Source organism: Pseudomonas sp. HLS-6 TE3448, assembly GCF_053629555.1.
Map to the genome: position 1 here is coordinate 4,488,026 of NZ_JBRJIO010000001.1, position 19,505 is coordinate 4,507,530.

Below are 19,505 nucleotides of genomic sequence, written 5' to 3' on the forward strand. Positions count from 1 at the left end.
CCTGTACAATTTTAACTTCTTGTACAAATTTTACATAGCGCTATTGATGACAGGTCAGATCTGTTGCCTGCCTGTAAACACTCATGGAGCCATTAATGTTCAACAGCCGCCTGAAAAAAGCACTCCAAGACCAGAGCGCAGAGCTGTACATGCTGCGCCAACTCATTGAGCAGATGAATCGCGGCATGCTATCGATACGGCTTGATGCGCAAACCCGTATCTGCGATTTCAACCCGCATTTCGCGCAAGCGCTGGGCTACAAAGACGAGCATCTAAGAGGCCGCCCACTGTCCGAAATTGTGCCGCCTTACGTCAGTAAACTGCCCTGCTTTCACGCGTTCAGATCTGCCGTGGAAAAGTTCGAACCGATCAGCGACGACTACCGCTATCTGCGTGCAGATGGCAGCCTTGCTTGGTTGAAATTGTATTGGTTTCCCATTCGCGGCGAAAACGGCGAGCTCTCCCACATTCAGGGCTACGGCAGCGAAGTCAGCCGGACCATTGAGCAGATAAAAGAGAATGAGTCGTTCATCGATGCGCTTATCCGCTCTACTGCGGTAATCCAGTTCAAACTGGATGGCACCGTTGTAACCGCCAACCAGCAGTTCCTCAACGCCATGGGCTACTCGCTCGAGCAGATCAAAGGCAAACATCACCGCATGTTCTGCAGTGCAGAGGACGCTGCATCACCTCAGTACTCGGCGTTCTGGAAAACACTCAACAACGGAGAATACGTCGCTGACCGTTTCAAACGGATTGACAGCCGCGGTCGTGAGGTTTGGCTGGAGGCCACCTACAACCCCGTTTACGACACGGAAGGCAATCTGTGCAAAGTGGTGAAATTCGCCAGCGTCGTCACCGATCAGGTCGCACGGGAAACTGAGGTGAGAGAAGCGGCAGCGGTCGCCTATGACGTCTCATTACAGACCGATGTGAGCGCAGAACGGGGTGCGGCAGTTGTCCAGGAAACAGTACAAACCATGCAGCAGATCGCCGGACAGATGCAATCGGCCACCCATCGAATTGAGGCACTCGACAAGCAGTCACTGTTAATCAGTTCCATCGTGCAGACCATTGGCGGTATTGCCTCGCAGACCAACTTGCTGGCGCTCAACGCAGCCATTGAAGCCGCCCGAGCAGGTGAGCAGGGTCGCGGCTTCGCAGTGGTTGCGGATGAAGTCCGTCAGCTCGCTGGCCGCACAAGCGCGGCAACGGAAGAAATCGTGAGTGTCGTACTGCAGAACCAGACGCTCGCCAGCGAGGCCGTTCAAGAGATGTTCAGCAGTCGGGAACAGGCCGAACAAGGGCTTGCATTAGCCAGCCAGGCCGGCGCCGTGATTGTGGAAATCCAAAACGGCGCCAAGCAGGTCGTTGGCGCGGTTGGACGTTTTGCCAATGAGCTACAGTAATCCGCACCGCCACAAAAGCCTGTTACGATCTGTGGCAGATCAGTTTTCAGGGGGCGCACCATGCGAACATCGGTACCACGGAGGGACTCGCAATCGCCTGAACATCCGGTAACGCCCCCATCGTTGTCTGCAACCGATAGGTAGAAGAAGGAACCTGTGCCTAGAGTGGTTATGAACACTGTACATTAGCGGGTTAAAAATCCGAGGAGCCCGCGAAAGCCCATGAGCACTAAAGGCCAGGTCCTAAATGATTGACGAAACACCTTCGACGCTCCCTTGCCAAGCCTGTAAAGAGGGCAAGAAACTGAATTTCGACTTCAGCATGGCATTCCAGCCGATTATCGATCTTCGCGACAACAGTGTTTTTGCTTATGAGGCCTTGGTACGCGGTACCGATGGCAGTGGCGCAGCCACCATTCTTGGCAATGTCACCGAAGAAAACCGTTATGCCTTTGACCAGGCGTGCCGGGTAAAAGCGGTTGAGCTTGCGTCCAGGTTACAGATCCCCTGTTTTGTCAGCATCAACTTCTTGCCTAACGCCGTATACAAGGCGGAAACCTGCATTCGTGCCACGCTTAACGCGGCGCGGCGCTTTGGTTTCCCTACTGAGCGCTTGATTTTCGAGATTACCGAAAATGAAGAGCTGGTGGACAAGGAACACCTGAAAAGCATTATTCGAGAATACAAGCTACAGGGTTTCAAGACCGCCATCGATGATTTTGGTGCAGGTTATTCTGGCTTGAATCTACTGGCAGAGTTTCAGCCGGATATTATAAAACTCGACATGAGCCTTGTACGGCGCATCTGCACCGACCCGGTACGGCAAGCGATTGTCAAAGGCATTCTAGGCGTCTGCGAGGCATTGAATATCAATGTGATCGCAGAGGGTGTAGAAACAACTGCCGAGCTTCAACAACTGCTGGCCTTGGGTATCAACCTCTATCAAGGCTACCTGTTTGCAAGACCAGAATTTGAAACCTTGCCGACAGTGAACTGGCCTGACCACAGCGTGTTGTAACGCTGGACACAGGGTTGATCCACCCAGCACGAATGCAGTTTTCTCGGCGCGAGGCTGATTCAGGCCGCCATCCCAAGGCGCATACGCCGCAATGGGGCAGTCATCACAGGCTGCCCAGATAATCCGCCTTGCCGATGTCCACCCCGTTGTGGCGCAAGATGCCGTACGCAGTGGTCAGATGGAAATAGAAATTGGGTATGGCAAAGCACAGCAGATAGTCCTGCCCGGCAAAGTGGATTTCCTTGTCGTGTACCTTGAGGGTAATCGGGCGCGCCTCACTGCCGTCCAGTTGCTGCGCAGTAATGCTCTGCAGAAACGTGACGGTTCTGGCAATGCGCGCCTGCAATTCGGGGAAACTGCTTTCAGTGTCGGCAAAACTCGGCACCTCAACACCGGCCAGGCGAGCAGCACACCCCTTGGCAGTGTCGGACACTATCTGTACCTGACGCACCAGCGCAAACATATCGGGGGCAAGTCGGGCGTTGAGGAAGAACGCCGGCATGATGTCCTTGGCATGAGCGTGGGCGGCGGCCTTGCGCAGAATGGCTGCCAGATTATCCAGCCCGCGGACGAATACAGGGATAGAGGCTTGGTACATGGAGACAGACATACGCTTTCTCCGGAGAGAACGTGGTCTAACAGGCGTCCGACCCTTGCAGATGAACATGCCGTCCTGTTTGGCGTCTGTCTGTTAACGATAGCTGAAGGCGTTCACTTATGTGGGGGCCGTCGGCAAGCAGCAGAGGCTGACTATACTTTCAGCTGCCCCGCGGTTTGAGCTTGGAGTTACCATCATGAAAAGCATGATACTTGGCAAGCTTTCAAAGCCCATCAGAGGTCGTAAAATTTCATGGATGTGCGCCCTACTCATTATCTCCGGATGCGCACACAACCCTGATATACGCGTTGGTCACGATACGGTTGATGGCGTTACGTCCAGGGACAATAACGCCTACATAGCGTGCGTAAAAAACGAGGTCAAGAATGGCGTCCCAACGTTTACCGTGGAAGATAACGGTAAAACCGATCTGTTTTTCGGCAGTACAGACCCCACTACAACAGAAGGGCTAGTTGTACTTTCCAGCGCTAACGGCCACAGCACCTACTCTGCCTACCAGAGAGACGCATGGTATGACAGAGGGCGGTTGCTCGATGCCGCACAAGCCTGCTCCAGAATCTAAGACCAGGCGTTGTATCGTTCGACAGTGGCTTGTGGCGCCGTTGAGGGTGCCATGGCCTGCACGAGACCAGGGACGACTTGTCAGGGGCAACAAAGTCGTCTCGGTTTCATCTTCATTCACGAGGCGCTTGGCTGTTTTTGCAGCGGCTCGCTGGCCCACACTGCACGATCATTCGCTTTTTCCCATCTATCATTGATTCAGACAAAGAACCTGCCTGACCAACAGGCCTGGCTTACGTCAGGCCTCAGTGCGACTGCTGAACGCTAAGCATTCGCTCAAACGTCACGGGAAAGGGAGTCATTCGGCGTTCCAAGCGGCTGAACCGACCAGGAGAGGCAGTGTGAAAACGCACCTGAAGGCTGAGAAAACCGCTCACTCCAACACCGCCTCACTTCGCCTCGATATCGTATCGGGCCTCACTGCAGCAGCAGTTGTGCTGCCCAAAGCCATGGCCTACGCCACCGTCGCAGGCTTGCCTGTTGCTGTCGGCCTGTATACCGCCTTCGTGCCGATGCTGATCTACGCATTTCTGGGTACTTCACGCGTACTCAGCGTCAGTTCCTCAGCCACACTGGCGATCCTGGCCGGAGCACAGATCAGCTTGGCCGTCCCCGATGGCGACCCCGGAAAGTTGATCACGGCAACGGCGACGCTAACCGCACTGGTTGGCGTGATGCTGCTCGTGGCACGCCTGATACGCCTTGGGTTTCTCGCGAACTTCATTTCCACCCCGGTGTTAAGCGGCTTCAAAGCCGGGGTCGGCCTGGTGATCGTGCTGGACCAGGTGCCAAAACTGCTGGGCATCCACATCACCAAACACGGTTTTTTTGTCGACATCCTCAACATCATCCATCACCTGCCAGAAAGCTCGCTGATCACCCTCGCAGTGGCGGCAGCAGCATTCCTGATACTCATCCTGATGGAGCGTCTATGGGCGCACTCGCCTGCCCCGCTGGTGGTGGTCGGCGGCAGTATTGCCGCGTCCTGGTACTTCGGCCTGCAAGCACTTGGTGCCTCGACGGTCGGCGTGATTCCACAAGGGTTACCCTCACTGACCCTGCCCGACCTGACCCTGGTCGAGCAGATGGTGCCTGGTGCACTCGGGATCGCCCTGATGAGCTTTACCGAGACGATTGCGGCAGGTCGTGCCTTTGTCCGGCCCGGCGACCCACCCATCAACGCCAACCGTGAGCTGGTTGCCACCGGGCTCGGCAACCTTGGCGGCGCATTGTTCGGCGCAATGCCGGCCGGTGGCGGCACGTCTCAAACGGCGGTTGTACGCGCCACAGGAGGGCAATCCCAAAAAGTGTCCATCGTCACGGCCGCAGCGGCACTGGCCACCATGCTGCTGCTCTCGGGGCTCCTCGGGTTCCTCCCACACGCTACCCTTGCTGCCATCGTCATCTACTACTCCGTGGGCCTGATTCAGCCGCAGGAGTTCATGGCAATCCGCAAAGTAAGGCCAATGGAGTTCTATTGGGCGCTCGTTGCCACGGTCGGTGTACTGTTGTTCGGCACACTGCAAGGGATTACCGTAGCCATCGTCGTATCGTTGGTCAGCCTGGCCTACCAGACCGCACGCCCGCACCTCTACGTTCTTGGCCGCAAGCCCGGCACCGACGTACTGCGCCCTCTTTCAGAAGAGCACCCCAATGACGAGACGTTCAAGGGGCTATTGATCGTACGACCAGAAGGCCGCCTGTTTTTCCTCAATGCCGACTACGTGAAAGAACAAATCATCGCACTGGAAGCGCAGTACCAACCACACGTGATTGTCTGGGACATGAGCGCGGTGCCCGATATCGAATACTCGGCACTGCAGGCCCTTATAGAAGGCGAGAAAAACCTGACCGAACTGGGCGCCAGCCTCTGGCTCGCAGGCTTGAACCCCGGGGTACTGGATATGGTGCGACGTGCCAAATTCGATGAAAAACTGGGTTCTGAACGCATGCTGTTCAATGCCAATGCGGCAATAGAAAAGTATCAAGCTCAGGAAGGCGCGTCGGCAGGTGGCATCACTTGAGATTGACACGTCGCCCCCCAAGCTCGGTGAGGCGCTGAGGTGACGCAATGAAAAAGAGCCGCAATTGCGGCTCCTTCACTGTTCACGCTTGTCCTGGCGTGGCGTGCCTTGGCTTGGTGCAACCCTCACTGCCCCGACAAATAGCTCACCAACTGCCTCCCATGGGAACTCAACGTATCCCACCCGCGAAAGCACAGTCGCATTTCCAACGTCGCCCACCGTTCTTCCAGCGGCACCCAGCGGACAGACAGCTCCTGCGCGGCACGATGGGCTGCGGTTTCGGGCAGCATGGCAATTCCGGCGCGCTGGGCTACGAGCTGCGCGATCGCCTCGAAACTGGGTGCGCGCACTCGAATCTTGAGCGGCATGCCAAGGTTCAGGGCCAGTTCTTCAATGAAGCGCTGCATCGCCCGCTCTGCAGGAAGGCAGACGAACGCGTAACCAAGTGCATCGCGCAAGTGCAACTGCTCACGCGCAGCCAAAGGATGATCCGCCGGCACCAACAGTACCAAGCGTTCGGTGCTGAACGGCAAGGACACAACCCCCTCATTGATGAGGCTGCCGTCATATACGCCAATCTCGCACTCACCGGCCCGAACCACCCTCAGGACATCAACGCTCCTATGTTCCACCAATTGCAGATCAACTTCTGGGTAGTTGGAAAGAAACGGCCCAAGCACTGCTGGCAGCAAGGTGTTGTTGGTCACGGTGGAGACAGCCAAATGCAGGGTAATACGTCGTTCCCCGGCCAGATCTTTTAGCGTGTCCTGCAGCTTCTGAGCCTCTCCGAGCACACTGCGAGCAGCCTCCAGGACCAAGTGACCGCCAGGGGTAAGCTACATACCGTCAGACTTGCGGGTGAACAGGGTCAGGCCGCAGCGCTCCTCAAACAAACGCAACCTGGTGCTGGCGGCAGACACGGCCACCGGAAAGGTTGCTGCGGCCTTGCTCAGGCTCCCCGTGGCGGCAACGGCAGCAAGCAGGCGCAGGTCCTGAAGATCGAAGTGCATGAGGGTTTCTCCATTTCAGAAAGGCACCTTCACTAAAAAGCGATATCTAGTGAACGACCATTCTGCTCAGAATAACGCCTTGCAAATCCTATCGCGTACTTCCTATGAAACCTTTGCACGCACATTTCCAGCGTTATCTCCAGAACGGCAGCGTGTTCGCGGTGCTGGCGGCCTTGGGGTTCAGCTTCAAGGCAATCTTCGTCAAGCTCTCCTACGCGGCCAGCCATGTGGATGCGATCACCCTCCTCGCCTTGCGCATGGGGCTGTCGTTGCCCCTGTTCATCTGGCTGGTGTGGTTAAGCCGCCAGCAAGCTAGCGCGCCGTTAACCTTGGGCAGCGTCGTGCGCGTGCTACTGCTGGGGTTGTTCGGTTACTACCTGGCGAGCCTTTTAGACTTCTACGGCCTGCAGTACATCAGCGCCGGGCTCGAGCGCTTGATCCTGTTCATCTACCCCACGCTGGTGCTGATCTTTCAGGCGATCGCCCTGCGCGAAAAGCCAACACTGCGCACCTTGGCGGCCATGGGCATCTGCTACGCCGGCCTGGGCGTCGCCTTCGTCCACGACCTGAGCGTTTCGGGCCTGGGCAGCCAGGTGATCCTCGGCTCACTGTGGGTATTCGCCAGCGCCGTGGCCTACGCCCTGTACTACTCAGGCACCGGCATGATGCTCAAACACATGAGCTCCATGCGCCTGGCAGGCTTGGCAGGTGCTGCGTCGTCGATCATGGTCTTGGCCCATTACCTGATGGTGGCGGACACCTCACAACTGCGCGATTTACCTACGGCGGTTTGGATCAACGCGGGGTTGATGGCGGTGTTTTCCACCGTGCTGCCGATCTACTGGGCGGCGCTGGCAATCCAGCGCATGGGCGCCACACAAACCGCAGCCGTGGGTAACCTGGGGCCGGTGCTGACGATGCTGGCTTCCTGGGCCTTGCTCAACGAAACGATCTCGACCTACCAAATCGCCGGCCTGGCACTGGTGCTGTTTGGCGTGTCACGGTTGAAGCCGGGTAAGCCCAAGGCTGCACCACAAGCGGCTATGGCGGACGAGGCAGCATGAGCTCTGGTGTCGACACCAGAAAGGCAGAAGTTCGCGCACCTGCCCAACTCGCCAACTTGCCTTTCTACGCGCAGGTTACGTCTTGGGAACGGCGCTATGTGCGCTGCCGAACGGAATTGCGGGCAGAGGTGCCGTATCGTCTAAACAAGACACCGTGTGTGTTGCAATTCTGCTCAGATCAAGAGGTGGCGTTCATGAACAACATTGTCTATATCGTCGGGGCTGTCGTGATCGTCCTGATTATCCTGTCATTCGTTGGGCTTGTGTAAGTTCGAAGAGCGTTTTTGCTCATCGTTTGGATTCGATTTCTGCGGATGCGCCATCAGGTAACTTGGCGCCTGCCCCCTGACAAGGGACGCCAAGAAGCTGGTTATGCAGCCAATGCCCATAAATAAAACCGATACCCGCTTCGCTATTTCACGAGCGACGCTCGGGAGGCGCTTGCTTTAAGGTTGTGGCATGGCCGGACTCTCATTCAGATGCGTTCCTCCAAAGCGCCTTAGCGCTATTCCTCCACAGTGATAACCGCCTCGCAGCTCACCGGAAAATTCACCGAGTTGGCTATAAAGCACTCATGGTGTGCATCCTCATGCAGACGCATCGCCAAATCCGTGTCTGAACCGGCGCTCACCTTAACTCGCGGGCGTAGCGTGATCTCGGTGAAATGTCCTTTTCGATGTGCGTCACCTTCGACCATGTTCCCTTGGGCCTGGTCAACGTACTCCAGTACTTTCACCTTGTTGACCGCGCAAAGGTGCAAATACCATAGCTTATGGCAGGCAGATAAAGATGCGACCAGCATATCCTCGGGATTCCATCGCTTGGGATCACCTCGAAATGCCGGATCAGCAGATCCAAGAAGGGCCGGTTTGCTTGGCACATCAACAACGAAGTCTCGTGAGTAGGCGGTATAGCTGGAGGTGCCTTCACCCACGTTACCCGTCCAGGTCACCATAGCCTCATAGGTATGCGTCTTCATCCTTGCCCTCGATAATGTAACGATTGACCGTAACAGGTATGAGAAGACCTGCTTGAGAATGTACAGATATCAATTGATCAGAGCCTGAAATACCATCAAACAAGCATGGCTGTTTTCGATTGCAAACCACTACATGTTGGTGGGGGATGACATCGACCACCAAGGTTCGGCAATACATACTTCATGATAGGCATCGAGACGCACTTTTCGCACCTCCACCAGCCACTCGCGCCGCAAGCTCGGCAACACCGTCTGAATCGGTGCGTCATCCAATGCCGTGTAGTTGATCTCGAACAACCCATGCACCGCTTCAGGCAATAGCTTGAGCGCTGCATTTGAAGATAGCGGGAAATACACCTGATCACACCAAACGTTGTAGTCCGAGTTCAGCACCTGATCACCTGGGCACTCGAACGTCAACAGCACCATGGGCGTCTCGATCAGTTGATGGTCACTCAGTAACTGGCGCGCCAGCTCGGCGTCTGGTGCTCGCTGGTAACCGCCACAGGAATGCCAACCCCACACCGGCGGGCGCCCCTCGCAGGACAAGCCACGGGCAGCCATTTCGCGGCACATGAGGCGGTACGCCGCCTCGTTCTCGGGGCAGACGTATGACCAGTCACCCTGTAACAAGCCATCATGCAGCAATGCCTGTAACTGGGCCTCGGGTTGGAACGTCCAAACCGTTGTTAACCTGCTGGGTGGTCTCAAACCCACTGACCTTCCGATGTGATGTCCCCGCACTGTAAACAGTTACTCTTATTTGAAGAATCTCGAGCCTCATCTGCGTTTCACGAAATCCTGATTATTGTTGGCGAGCCCCTGCTTTACATACGCCTGCGTATACCATCGGGCCTCAACCAATACTCTGTTTTTATCTGCAGCCAACGTTGCGCCAGCAACCGTTGAGTTAAATTCCCGTAGATTACAGGCGTAGCCCTACGTCCGTCGCGTATGATGCGCGACCCGAATTTGAAAACACTGTCTCATGAAAAAACTGTTTTATGTCCTAACGCTAACCCTCTCTGTTATCACTCCCGCCTTCTCAAATCCTCCGTCGACTTTTTCCGAAGCCAAGGTCGTAGCAAAGCAGAAGATCTACCTCGACCAAGCGAACAGTGCTATGGGCGAGCTGTATTGCGGCTGCAAGTGGACATGGGTCGGTAAGTCGGGTGGCCGGGTTGATGCTAAGTCTTGCGGCTATAAAACCAGGGAACAACAGAGCCGCGCGCAACGGACTGAATGGGAACACATCGTTCCTGCCTGGACATTCGGTCACCAGCGCCAATGCTGGCAGAACGGTGGGCGCGAGCACTGTGTGGACGATGATCCCGTGTTTCGAGCGATGGAAGCTGACCTGTTCAACCTCTATCCATCAGTTGGGGAGGTGAACGGCGACCGTAGTAATTTCAACTACGGCATGGCTAACGGGGTAGCGCCGCAGTATGGACAGTGCAAGACGCGGGTTGATTTCGATCAACGAACTGCCGAACCACGTGACGAGGTCAAAGGGCTGGTCGCAAGGACAACCTTTTACATGTTCGACAGATACAAACTGAGTATGTCTCGTCAGCAGCAACAGCTACTGATGGCCTGGGACAAGCAGTTCCCGGTTTCGTCTTGGGAGAAAGAGCGAGATAGGCGCATCGCTGCAATCATGGGTCATTCCAATCCTTTCGTAACGGGTGACCGTCGCTGGACGCAAGGATACAAGACGGTTGGTGATGGGCTAGTCAGCACCCTTCCTGTGAAAGCTCAGCAAGCAGCAGCCCAGCCAACCCTGGCAAGCGCGATCGGGGGAAGTTTGATCATTGGTAATCGGAAGAGTCAGGTGTATCACCTCTCACAGGGATGCCCTGGTTATGAGCAGGTGTCGGCGAAAAACCAAATAACGTTTGACTCTGAGTCTGACGCTAAGGCGGCGGGGTATCGTAAAGCAGGCAACTGCAAGTAGCTGAGGGCTGAGGAGTGCTTCTGTCTCTATTCTCGTGCCCAGCATGTCAAAGGGATCTGAGCAATTTTTTCCAATAGGCGCAGAGGACTAACTGGTGTGATGGGCTCCTTTTTCAAGGAGTATCACCATGAACGGAATCTTCTGGCCTCAGCGCCCACAGCATGTGATTCGTACTGTCCAGCTACCTTCCCCTTTGCTCCATCCCGAGCTCATCGAATCGATCCGTCAAATTTTGCAGAGGGTCGACGCGATGCGTTGCGTGCAAGCGTTCAGCGATCCCGACTTGCGCATGGCCAATGAGTTGAAGAAGAGCGTTGCAAATCACCTGGCAGTAATCTCGGCGCACTTGCAAGACGCAGATTCTCGCACCGCTATCGGTTGCATCGCTGAAGGTTTGATGGGGGATACACAATTTGCCGCGATGAGCCAAGCCGTGGCCGGGCTGGATGAACGTGAATTGGTGGCCCATGTGGGTGATCTATCGACGTGGCTGGGTAAGTCTCGTCAGACATTCAGCTCGGCATTTTTCGGTATCCCTAATGCCCGCCTGCAGCAGGTATCGGATTGTGTAGATAAGCATTTCCCCGAAGCATTGCAGCGACTGGCGAGTGACCTGTGTGCACCGCTGAAGGTGCTGCCCCACTGCACTTACAAAATCATCGACCTCTTCGGCATCGCTGGAGAGGCAAACTACTTCCCAAAGCATTTTGCTTACTTCATGCCTGAAGATCAGGGGGTGAAATACTCCCCGGTGAAACGAACAATCGTCTTTGCCAACACCTATCGCAGCCTTTTCGAAAGGATTGCAGTGCAGCAAGCCCCACTCTTCAATTGGCAGGCCGCTGATTTGCCCGCTGGCTACGAGCTTGATCGCTATTTGATTATCTGGTTCAGGGGGCACGACCTTGGCCACTCAATCGTCCTTGATAGCACCTGTTTTAGTCAGCTGAGCAAGCATGATCGCTGGGGGTCGATGGTAATCCAGGAAGCGCTGGCCGATGTGTTCGGTTTCCTGCTAAGCGTTGATCAAGCTATTGCGAACACGGTACAGCTGCAACCCGCTCAGATGGTACGTGTGTATACGCTTGAGCTTCTACGCTACCTGCGACGAGGAGCCCGTCAGTTCCCTGATGCCGGCTCTGCCTACATTCAGCTCCGCCTTTTGCAGGATTTGGGGGTGATTGATTGCACAAACCCCATGGCATGGTCAGTTGATACCGAGCGTTTCATTGGGGCTATGCGTTCAATTGCTCAAGACCTGATCAATGCTGGGCTCACTGGCGATCTATCTCGGTTTGAGGCCTTCATCTCGCAATATTGCCCACATCGACTGGGTGGCGAGGAGGGAGACTTAATGTTCGGCTTGACTGGCTGCGACGTCACTCTAGGGTATGCGCAGGAAATTTTAGAAGGGATCTCTTGAATGCAATTTAGTAATGGTTTTCTGCTCAGCCTCTCGCTTTGCCTGGAGATTGGGCTGGCGAACATGGCGATGATCACACTGGCGATGCAGCGGGGCTTTGCTCAAGGGGTATGGCTGGGGGTTGGCACCTGCGTAGGGGATCTGATCTATGCCATCTTGGCCATGGCCGGTATGAGTGTGCTGCTGCAAATCGAATGGGTACGCTGGGTGCTATGGATCGGTGGATCAGCTGTGCTCTGCTACCTCTGCGTAAAAATGCTCATGAGCGCCTTGAAGGTGAAAAGCAATGAGGCGGGGGGCGGGGCTAGTCAATGGGGTGATAGCAACCGCGCGCTTTTTACTAGAGGCGTGATGTTGGCCATGTCGTCGCCCAGTGCCATCCTGTGGTTTGCCGCAGTGGGTGGGGCCATCATTGCCCGGCAGGGTTCGGATGTAGCAGGTGCCGGGTTGTTCCTAAGTGGCTTCTTCGTCGCTGGGATATTCTGGGCTCTGGTGTTGTGCACGCTGGCAGCGCAGGGAGGCCGGTTAATGGGGCAACAGTTGGTGAGGTACACCTACATCGCCTCGGCATTGATCTTTGCCTACTTTGCAGCCTATGTCGTAGTTACCGGTTACGCCGAGTTCATTGGTAACCCGACGCCCACAAGCATTGAGCTGTAACTACCAGGTGAAGCTCCCATGACCTTGCGGAACGCGTTGCTCAAATGAGCCTGGTCAAAAAAGCCCAGGTCTACGGCGATACGGGTGGGAGAATCACCAAGGCGCAGGCGCCTTCTCGCTTCGATTAGGCGCAACTGTCTCAGGTACTGCATCGGCGGGAGGTGCTTTTGGGACTTGAAGCTTCGTACAAGGTGAAACTTGGACAGGTTGGCCTCGATACACAGGTCTTCGAGGTCAATTGGCTCGTACAGATTCGCTTTCATGAAGCTGATCAAGTGTGTAACCCGCAGAGGTTCGTCAGGAGCACTGGGTGTTGTACGAAAGCGGAGGAGCTCACTAAACAGCTCTAACTGGGCTTCTTCGCAGCTGTAAATATCCGGGGGAGAGAGCAGATTGACAATGCTGCGGAACAGATCGCCATCCTGTATGACGCCTTCAGTAAATACGGGAAGGCCACTGCTGCTAGACGTTTCACCTAGGATGCTTCGCACGTGCTCCACATCCAGGTGCAAGCTGATGAACTGGGTGTTTCCTTCGAAGAACTGAGAAGCCTGGACGGTCATGGGGTTGTAGAGCGTCACCTCGCCGTTGCTGACGTCCTGTTGTTTGCCGTCGTACCAGATACGTTCTCGCCCGCACAGGTTGGCACTAATCACATACTCTTCGTGGGTGTGCTTTGGGTAAAAACCACCGCTCGCGGTGACCCTTGAGCATTCAATTCGCTCATGCCTATTCAGGCTTTCCATGACCAAGGACATCTTCCCGTTTCTCTCTGATATCGCTGCCATCCAGGCAAGCCAGCCCTTGATGGGCTAAAGAATAGAGACAAACGATGCTCTCAGAAAGCCATAGTTTTTTTACAGTTTTTTTCTCGGCAACCTCACTTCCTCATTCAGGGCGGGGCGGTAGCAACGAACCTCTATCGGCGGCCCCACGTGACGCGCCTGCCACAGCGGTGACCTGTTTGTTGTGGTCGTTACTCCTCTGCGGACTCCTCTACTGCGGATTGAGGGGCCTGTGCCCCGCCCGGCAAAGCGCACACCAGGCGCATTGTCCTCGAGTCGTGCCGGTCCGTGTGCTTGAGCACCATGGTGCAAGCGCGGCCTCGCCGATCAGTAATCCAAATAGACGATGGCTTTTCAAACTGCCCTCCCCTCGTCACCAAAACCAGCACCACCTTCGGCTCCTGCAGTGGCAGCTACTGTTCGCTGGCCATTTCAGGCCCACTCGGCCCGCGTGGCTAGCCCGAACAATTCACGCAAGCCATTGATGCCCAGTTTGCGGTACAGGCGTTTTACGTAGGTCGCAGCGCTGACGGGCCGAACGCCCAACTGCTCGGCGATGTCTTCCACCGTCAGGCCGCTCAGCATCAGGCGCAACAGTTCCTGTTCGCGCAAGGTCAGCTCCACGTGCTGCTGCCTGATCACCCGCTCGGCCAGCAATAGAGGCATCTCGTTGGCATGCAGGTACGCGTGATAGTGCAGGCGCACGGCCTGGATCAGCAGCGGTGCGAGGGTTTCAAGGTAGTTCATTTCCCGTTCCGAGAAACGTCCATGCTCACGACCACGGTAGAAGTTCACCGACAGCCAGCGGTTGCTTTCGCAGTGGGTCAGCAAGGCCACGCGCTCGGAAATCTGTGGTTGCTCGTAGCAGATGCGCCGGTACTCGCTGTGCGCGATGTCATCGATGGACTGGCGTTGCACGATGGTGTTGTGCACGGCGCTGCTCTGGTTCATCGCCTGCTGGTTGCCATCCAGGCCAAAGAAGCGCTGGACATACTTGTTGGAAATCACCGGCAGCGACACTTCACGCGCCCGGTCCGCAAAGGAGAACACTTCTGGGTTACGGCGCTTCGGATAGGCAAAGATCGTGCACTGGGCCAGCGGTACACCGGGGCCGATGACCTGCAGCAGATCAGCGGCCAAAAACCGGCTGCGGTTCACGCCGATCCTGGCGAGCAGGTTGGCGGTGTGGCCGAGATTGAGGCTGTGTTCACTGCTGCCGGGACGCAAGGGCCAGTAGTGCATGACGGGTTCTCTCCACGTGTCGGGCACAGGTGATGTGGTGATTGCCAACCGCACGTGCCCGCTACTCTACCATCGTTTAGCGCGAGGTCTCTGGCATCGCTGGCGCGGCAATGGGCAGGCGCAGGGCCAACAGCGCACCGAGGATCATCAGAACGGCCGCATAGACAAAGCCCGAACCGAAATTCAAGGTCAGGTCTTTCAGCCAGCCGACCACCAACGGATTGACGGCCGAGCCAATATTCCCCACCGCATTGATTAGCGCAATGCCCACGGCACGTGCGCGAAAACTCAAGGCCTGGTCCGGCGTAGTCCAGAAGATCGACATGGCGCTGTAGGAGCCGCTGGCAGCCAAGCACACACCCACCAGTTGTACCGTTGGAACGCTCGAGAGCGCCGTGAGTAGCCAGCCTGCCGCGGCCAGCAGCATGGGCAGCACCAGGTGCCAGCGGCGCTCACGGGTACGGTCAGAATGCAGCCCCCAGACGACCATCAGGATGATGGTGCAAATCTGTGGAATCGCTGCCAGAAGACCGATCGAGGCGTTACTGCTGGCTGTGTTGAAGCTTTTTACGATCAACGGCGTCCATACCGCAATCATTGCCAGAGTGTTGACCAGGCAAAAATACACCAGGCAGAACAGCAGGATGTGCGGCGAAGTCAGTTCGGCCAACACGCTGCGCGCATTCTGCGCAGCCGCGGGTGTCGACGCCTGCCGATCGGCATCCAGCGCCTTCTGCACCAGCATCTTTTCTTCGTTATCCAACCACTTGGCCTGCTGCGGGCGGTCATCCAGGTAACCGAACACCACGCAGCCCATCAGCACCGAGGGCAAGCCTTCGAGCAGGAACAGCCATTGCCAGCCTTTCAACCCCCACACGCCGTCCAACCCCAGAATCAGGCCCGACAGTGCCGCACTGAAGCCCGCAGTGAACGGCATGGCGATCATGAACAGCGCATTGGCTCGGGCCCTGTAGGCCGCGGGAAACCAGAAGGTCAGGTACAGCAGCACGCCGGGCAGAAAACCCGCTTCGGTCACCCCGACCAGGATACGCAGCAGGTAGAGCGAGGTGGCATCAGTGGCGAACAGTGTGCACGTGGAGGCCACGCCCCAGGCAATCATAAGGCTGCCGATCCAGCGACGGGCGCCGATGCGCGCCAGGGCCATGTTGCTGGGAATGCCACAGGCGATATAGGCAATGTAGAAAAAGGTGCTGGCCAGACCGAACTGGGTGCCACTCAAGCCCAGGTCGCTCATCATGGTCAGGCCGGCAAAACCGATGTTGATGCGATCCAGAAACGACAATACAAAGCAGACAAACAAAAAGCCAATCAGTCTTTTAGAGACCTTTTTACACACCTGCTGGTAGCGGTCTTGAGCACCGGCCACCGCCGAAGTGGCCGCACTGACAATGGGGCTGCGAGTCATTGGGGACTTCCTGATTATTGTTATAGGAAGGCGCACCGGCTTGATCATTCAAGCCGGTGGCAATTGCACGATTGGCAGGGTGCTGGTTACAGGTCCAGCAACGCGGTGCGGGTCAACGCCATAAACTGCTCGGCATCGCCGAGAGCGTGAGCACTGAGCAGCGCCAGTTTCACCAGGAACAGTTCGCGCTTGCCTTGGGCTGCTTGATCCAGAGCGTCGGCGAGCTGGTCGTAGATCGTTTCAATGTCGATAAGGGTCAGTTGTTTGTGTTCCATGCTGTTGTCCTCACTCATTGCCCAAGGCCGTTTCGATGGCGGCGCGCAGCGCCTGGCCGCTGAGTTGATGCCAGCGTGCACACACGTGCTGGTCCGGGCGCACCAGATAAGCACTGCCCGTCTTCGACCCGTATTTACTGCGCAGGTGCCCGCTGTGGTCATCAACCTGCCCGTCTGCGCCGCTGACTGCGGTTTGCAGATTGCCGGTAACAGCCAGTAGCTGCAGCGGCACACCCTGCTCACGCAGTGCTTGCACCTGAGCCTGGATATCACCCGGCACCTCGGTGGCGTCGGTGAAATACAGCAGGTAGAACGACGCGCCCAGCCTGTCGAAAAGGAACTGGTCATCACCGAGCCGAATGTTCAACAGCGGAGCACCCTGATGGGGGCCGCTGCTGTAGAGACTGTTGTCATCGCCCTTGAAATTGAGCGACGAATCAACGTAGTCATGGGGCCGGGAGGTACGCCAGTGATACAGCGGACGCACGAACGCCTGAGTCAGTGACAGCGACAGCACCGCATCGCGGACCAGGCAATGGCCCGGCGTTGGCGGGGTCATGAAGCGCGTGCTTTTGCCGGCTTCGGCAATGATCTCTCGCGCGGCCCCTACCCGCTCCGCGCTGTAGGAGGCGAGCAGGCCCGGGCCGGCCACGCCCTTGATGGTCAGGGCCAGTTTCCAGCTCAGGTCATGGCAGTCCTGAAAGCCGGTGTTGGCACCACGAACACCGAAGATTGGCAGCAAGTGTGCGGCATCTCCAGTAAAAATCACGCGATCATGGATATAGTTCGGCAGGGTCAGCGCCCGCGCCGAATACACCGAGCACCAGTCCAGCTCCCACTGCGGATTCTGCACCCCGACGATGGCCAGTTGTGCATTGATTCGCTCGCGCAGGGAATCGGCGGACAAGGCGCGTTCCGGCGTCTCATCGCGCGGCAGCTGATAGTCGATGCGCCAGATATTGCCGGGCTCCCGGTGCATGAGCACCGTATTGCCCGGGTTCCAGTGCGGGTCGAAGTAAGCCAGGCGCTCGGTGGGCAGGTCGAGGTCGATCTTGATGTCGGCAATCACAAAGCGCCCTTCATAGGCGGCGCCTTCCAGTTGCAGGCCAAGCAGACTGCGAATGGCGGAGCGCGCGCCATCGGCGGCGATAACCCAATTGGCTTCCAGCGTGTAGTTACCGGCCGGCGTATCAATGTCCAGCGTCGCATAATCCCCGGCCTGCACGAGCGCAGTGACCTTGTTGCCCCAACGCAACTCGATCAACGGGTTGGCCTGACAGGTCTCGACCAGAAACTGCTCCAGGCAAGGCTGTTGCAGGTTGGTCATCGGCGGGAAGCGATCGTCCGGGTCGTGGGGCGCCTCCATGCGGAACACCCGCTGGTTGCGGTAAAAGGAATTACCGAAACGCCAGCTAAGTCCCGCCGCCATCACCCGTTCGGCGACACCGACTTGCTGGAGAATCTCCAGGGAGCGGCGGGTGAACACGATGGCGCGGCTGCCTTCGCTGACCTGACGTTCAGCCTCCAGCACAATCGACGGAATGCCGTAGCGGGCCAGATCCAGTGCTGTAGTCAGCCCGATGGGCCCGGCGCCGACAATGACCACAGGGCGACGCTCGACCTGTGCCGCATTCACACTGGCAGTGTGGGCAGGGAAAACCTGGTAATCGAAATAAATTGAGCGACGAGGCTCGGCGAGCGGTGTGTGCATCGCAGTGCATCTCCGGTTTTTATGTTTATTGGCCTGAGCCGTTCGGAATTGCAGAGGACTTTAAGCGGTGCGCGAAAAATCAATGTCCCCTTGAGGAGACAACTTTGTGTAAGCGCCAACTGTAGGCAGGCGTCGCATCGGCGATGATCGCAGCCTTAGGCTCTGTACGAAATCCCGAGAAACCCAAATGGCGCCCCTTGAACGCTGAGATTTTGTAGAGTCCCCCGCCATCAACGGAAAGTAATTCTGTGATGGCAAAACGTTACGAACTCTCGGACGAGGCCTGGGATGTTGTCTCCGATCTCTTCATCGAAACCCATGGTCGGGGGCGGCCTCGTTTGAACGACCGACTGATGCTTGATGGTGTGCTCTGGGTGCTCTGCTCCGGTGCTGCGCGGCGAGATATGCCGGAGCGCTTTGGCCCGTGGTCAACGGTGTATCAACGGTTTCGGGGCTGGCGCAATCAGGGGGCGTTCGATCAGATGCTCAAACGCTTGCACCTGAGATTGAATGAGAAAGGCTTGATCGATTTGCAAACCTGGATGATCGACTCAACCGCAGTACGCGCAACCCGAGCCTCATCTGGCGCTCGGAAAAAAGGGGGGCTGACGAGCCTGCCGATCACGCTCTAGGCCGCAGTCGCGGTGGCCTGACAACCAAAATCCACATGCTCTGCGACGCCAACGGGATACCGTTGCGCTTCCTCCTATCTGGCGGTCAAGCCAGTGACATCAGCTACGCCCAACCACTGTTGGACGAGGTCAGCATTCCATCGAGCCAACGTGGCCGTCCGCGTAAACGCTGTAAATGGTTGCTTGCCGACAAGGGCTATGACGCCGAAGCGCTACGCCGCTATTGCGACCAATATCGAATGCAGCCCGTCATCCCGCTGCGCTCGATGAAGCGCAAGCCCAAGCCTGGCTTACCCAGACTGTTCGACCGGCCCAAATACCGACAGCGCAACATTATCGAGCGCATGTTTGGCTGGCTGAAAGAGAAGCGCCGAATCGTGACACGCTTCGATAAGCTCGCGAAAAGCTATGCCGCCATGGTCTCACTGGCTTGTTCCATGAGGTGTTTGCGACATCTCTTTTCGTACAGAGCCTAGCAGCACCAACAGCCACAGAGGCACATCAGCGAGCGCCTGATGCTCGTCGTTCATCTGCATTCCTCAAATTAGGTCGGCTCCTACGACACCGGCATCCGCTGGAAGCAAGGAGCAGGCGTAGGGCCGTGAACAAAAAAGCCCCGCACAGTGGCAGGGCTTTAAATAGGACAAACCGGTTCAATGGCCGACTTTTGGAAGCGTCGCGCTGCGTTCACAGCAACATACGCTGCTATGAAA

General features: G+C 56.8%; 19 protein-coding genes and 2 pseudogenes. 11 read left to right on the forward strand and 10 right to left on the reverse strand.

Annotation, left to right across the window (positions count from 1 at the left end):
- Positions 1-149 precede the first annotated feature (149 nt).
- The 3 genes and pseudogenes from AB7M23_RS20435 to AB7M23_RS20445 all read left to right on the forward strand — a co-directional run.
- Positions 150-866, forward strand: a pseudogene (locus AB7M23_RS20435) (PAS domain-containing protein); the annotation flags it as partial.
- A gap of 108 nt (positions 867-974) precedes the next feature.
- Positions 975-1,409: pseudogene (locus tag AB7M23_RS20440) on the forward strand (methyl-accepting chemotaxis protein); the annotation flags it as partial.
- Between the two features lie 247 nt (positions 1,410-1,656).
- A complete protein-coding gene (locus tag AB7M23_RS20445) occupies positions 1,657-2,427 on the forward strand; it encodes an EAL domain-containing protein (protein WP_102051965.1) in 771 nt (256 codons plus the stop codon).
- 103 nt (positions 2,428-2,530) lie between these two features.
- On the opposite strand, the gene AB7M23_RS20450 is transcribed toward AB7M23_RS20445, so the two are convergent.
- Positions 2,531-3,037 (reverse strand): DUF1993 domain-containing protein, encoded by a 507-nt coding sequence (locus AB7M23_RS20450; protein ID WP_454241851.1) that lies wholly within the window; start codon positions 3,035-3,037, stop codon positions 2,531-2,533.
- Between the two features lie 184 nt (positions 3,038-3,221).
- Here AB7M23_RS20450 and AB7M23_RS20455 point away from each other — a divergent pair, with 184 nt between their 5' ends.
- Both AB7M23_RS20455 and AB7M23_RS20460 read left to right on the forward strand, forming a co-directional pair.
- The gene (locus tag AB7M23_RS20455; protein WP_454241852.1) at positions 3,222-3,608 is read left to right on the forward strand and encodes a hypothetical protein; all 387 of its coding nucleotides are present in this window, start codon (positions 3,222-3,224) and stop codon (positions 3,606-3,608) included.
- A 340-nt stretch (positions 3,609-3,948) separates the two neighbouring features.
- Entirely contained in the window at positions 3,949-5,631 is a 1,683-nt protein-coding gene (locus AB7M23_RS20460; protein ID WP_454241853.1) for a SulP family inorganic anion transporter, read from the forward strand.
- Positions 5,632-5,756: 125 nt separating this feature from the next.
- Here the strand turns inward: AB7M23_RS20460 and AB7M23_RS20465 are convergent, their stop codons facing one another.
- Together AB7M23_RS20465 and AB7M23_RS20470 are read right to left on the reverse strand one after the other, a co-directional pair.
- A complete protein-coding gene (locus tag AB7M23_RS20465) occupies positions 5,757-6,449 on the reverse strand; it encodes a LysR substrate-binding domain-containing protein (protein ID WP_454241854.1) in 693 nt (230 codons plus the stop codon).
- A gap of 18 nt (positions 6,450-6,467) precedes the next feature.
- Entirely contained in the window at positions 6,468-6,641 is a 174-nt protein-coding gene (locus AB7M23_RS20470) for a helix-turn-helix domain-containing protein (RefSeq protein WP_454241855.1), read from the reverse strand.
- A gap of 104 nt (positions 6,642-6,745) precedes the next feature.
- Here AB7M23_RS20470 and AB7M23_RS20475 point away from each other — a divergent pair, with 104 nt between their 5' ends.
- Entirely contained in the window at positions 6,746-7,705 is a 960-nt protein-coding gene (locus AB7M23_RS20475; protein ID WP_454241856.1) for a DMT family transporter, read from the forward strand.
- Complete coding sequence (locus AB7M23_RS20480) at positions 7,702-7,974, forward strand: hypothetical protein (protein WP_454241857.1); 273 nt, start codon at positions 7,702-7,704, stop codon at positions 7,972-7,974. Before AB7M23_RS20475 ends, AB7M23_RS20480 begins: the two co-directional genes overlap by 4 nt.
- Before the next feature lie 236 nt (positions 7,975-8,210).
- Here AB7M23_RS20480 and AB7M23_RS20485 read toward each other — a convergent pair whose 3' ends face one another.
- Together AB7M23_RS20485 and AB7M23_RS20490 are read right to left on the reverse strand one after the other, a co-directional pair.
- On the reverse strand, positions 8,211-8,684 hold the full coding sequence (locus AB7M23_RS20485) for an OsmC family protein (RefSeq protein ID WP_454241858.1): 474 nt from the start codon (positions 8,682-8,684) through the stop codon (positions 8,211-8,213).
- Between the two features lie 129 nt (positions 8,685-8,813).
- Entirely contained in the window at positions 8,814-9,248 is a 435-nt protein-coding gene (locus AB7M23_RS20490; protein ID WP_454241859.1) for a hypothetical protein, read from the reverse strand.
- Between the two features lie 424 nt (positions 9,249-9,672).
- Between AB7M23_RS20490 and AB7M23_RS20495 the strand changes: the two genes are divergently transcribed.
- The 3 genes from AB7M23_RS20495 to AB7M23_RS20505 all read left to right on the forward strand — a co-directional run bounded on the left by AB7M23_RS20495 (position 9,673) and on the right by AB7M23_RS20505 (position 12,721).
- The gene (locus AB7M23_RS20495; RefSeq protein WP_454241860.1) at positions 9,673-10,638 is read left to right on the forward strand and encodes an endonuclease; all 966 of its coding nucleotides are present in this window, start codon (positions 9,673-9,675) and stop codon (positions 10,636-10,638) included.
- A 127-nt stretch (positions 10,639-10,765) separates the two neighbouring features.
- Positions 10,766-12,061, forward strand: a complete 1,296-nt coding sequence (locus AB7M23_RS20500) for a hypothetical protein (RefSeq protein ID WP_454241861.1) — start codon at positions 10,766-10,768, stop codon at positions 12,059-12,061.
- Positions 12,062-12,721 carry a LysE family translocator gene (locus AB7M23_RS20505; protein WP_454241862.1) on the forward strand — a complete coding sequence of 220 codons (660 nt, stop codon included), beginning with the start codon at positions 12,062-12,064 and terminating at the stop codon, positions 12,719-12,721.
- Here AB7M23_RS20505 and AB7M23_RS20510 read toward each other — a convergent pair.
- The 5 genes from AB7M23_RS20510 to AB7M23_RS20530 all read right to left on the reverse strand — a co-directional run bounded on the left by AB7M23_RS20510 (position 12,673) and on the right by AB7M23_RS20530 (position 18,160).
- The gene (locus tag AB7M23_RS20510; RefSeq protein WP_454241863.1) at positions 12,673-13,467 is read right to left on the reverse strand and encodes an AraC family transcriptional regulator; all 795 of its coding nucleotides are present in this window, start codon (positions 13,465-13,467) and stop codon (positions 12,673-12,675) included. The genes AB7M23_RS20505 and AB7M23_RS20510 overlap by 49 nt on opposite strands.
- Before the next feature lie 471 nt (positions 13,468-13,938).
- Complete coding sequence (locus tag AB7M23_RS20515) at positions 13,939-14,748, reverse strand: helix-turn-helix transcriptional regulator (RefSeq protein WP_409278497.1); 810 nt, start codon at positions 14,746-14,748, stop codon at positions 13,939-13,941.
- A 76-nt stretch (positions 14,749-14,824) separates the two neighbouring features.
- Positions 14,825-16,174: an MFS transporter gene (locus tag AB7M23_RS20520; protein ID WP_330523837.1), complete on the reverse strand. Its 1,350-nt coding sequence runs from the start codon at positions 16,172-16,174 to the stop codon at positions 14,825-14,827.
- Between the two features lie 86 nt (positions 16,175-16,260).
- The gene (locus tag AB7M23_RS20525; protein WP_083199803.1) at positions 16,261-16,449 is read right to left on the reverse strand and encodes a DUF2783 domain-containing protein; all 189 of its coding nucleotides are present in this window, start codon (positions 16,447-16,449) and stop codon (positions 16,261-16,263) included.
- Between the two features lie 10 nt (positions 16,450-16,459).
- Entirely contained in the window at positions 16,460-18,160 is a 1,701-nt protein-coding gene (locus tag AB7M23_RS20530; RefSeq protein ID WP_454241864.1) for an FAD-dependent monooxygenase, read from the reverse strand.
- A gap of 251 nt (positions 18,161-18,411) precedes the next feature.
- Between AB7M23_RS20530 and AB7M23_RS20535 the strand changes: the two genes are divergently transcribed.
- Positions 18,412-19,268 (forward strand): IS5 family transposase gene (locus AB7M23_RS20535; protein WP_454241865.1). Its coding sequence is split into 2 segments (ribosomal slippage): positions 18,412-18,750 and positions 18,753-19,268, totalling 855 coding nucleotides; the frame shifts between segments, so codons are not numbered across the junction.
- Positions 19,269-19,505 lie beyond the last annotated feature (237 nt).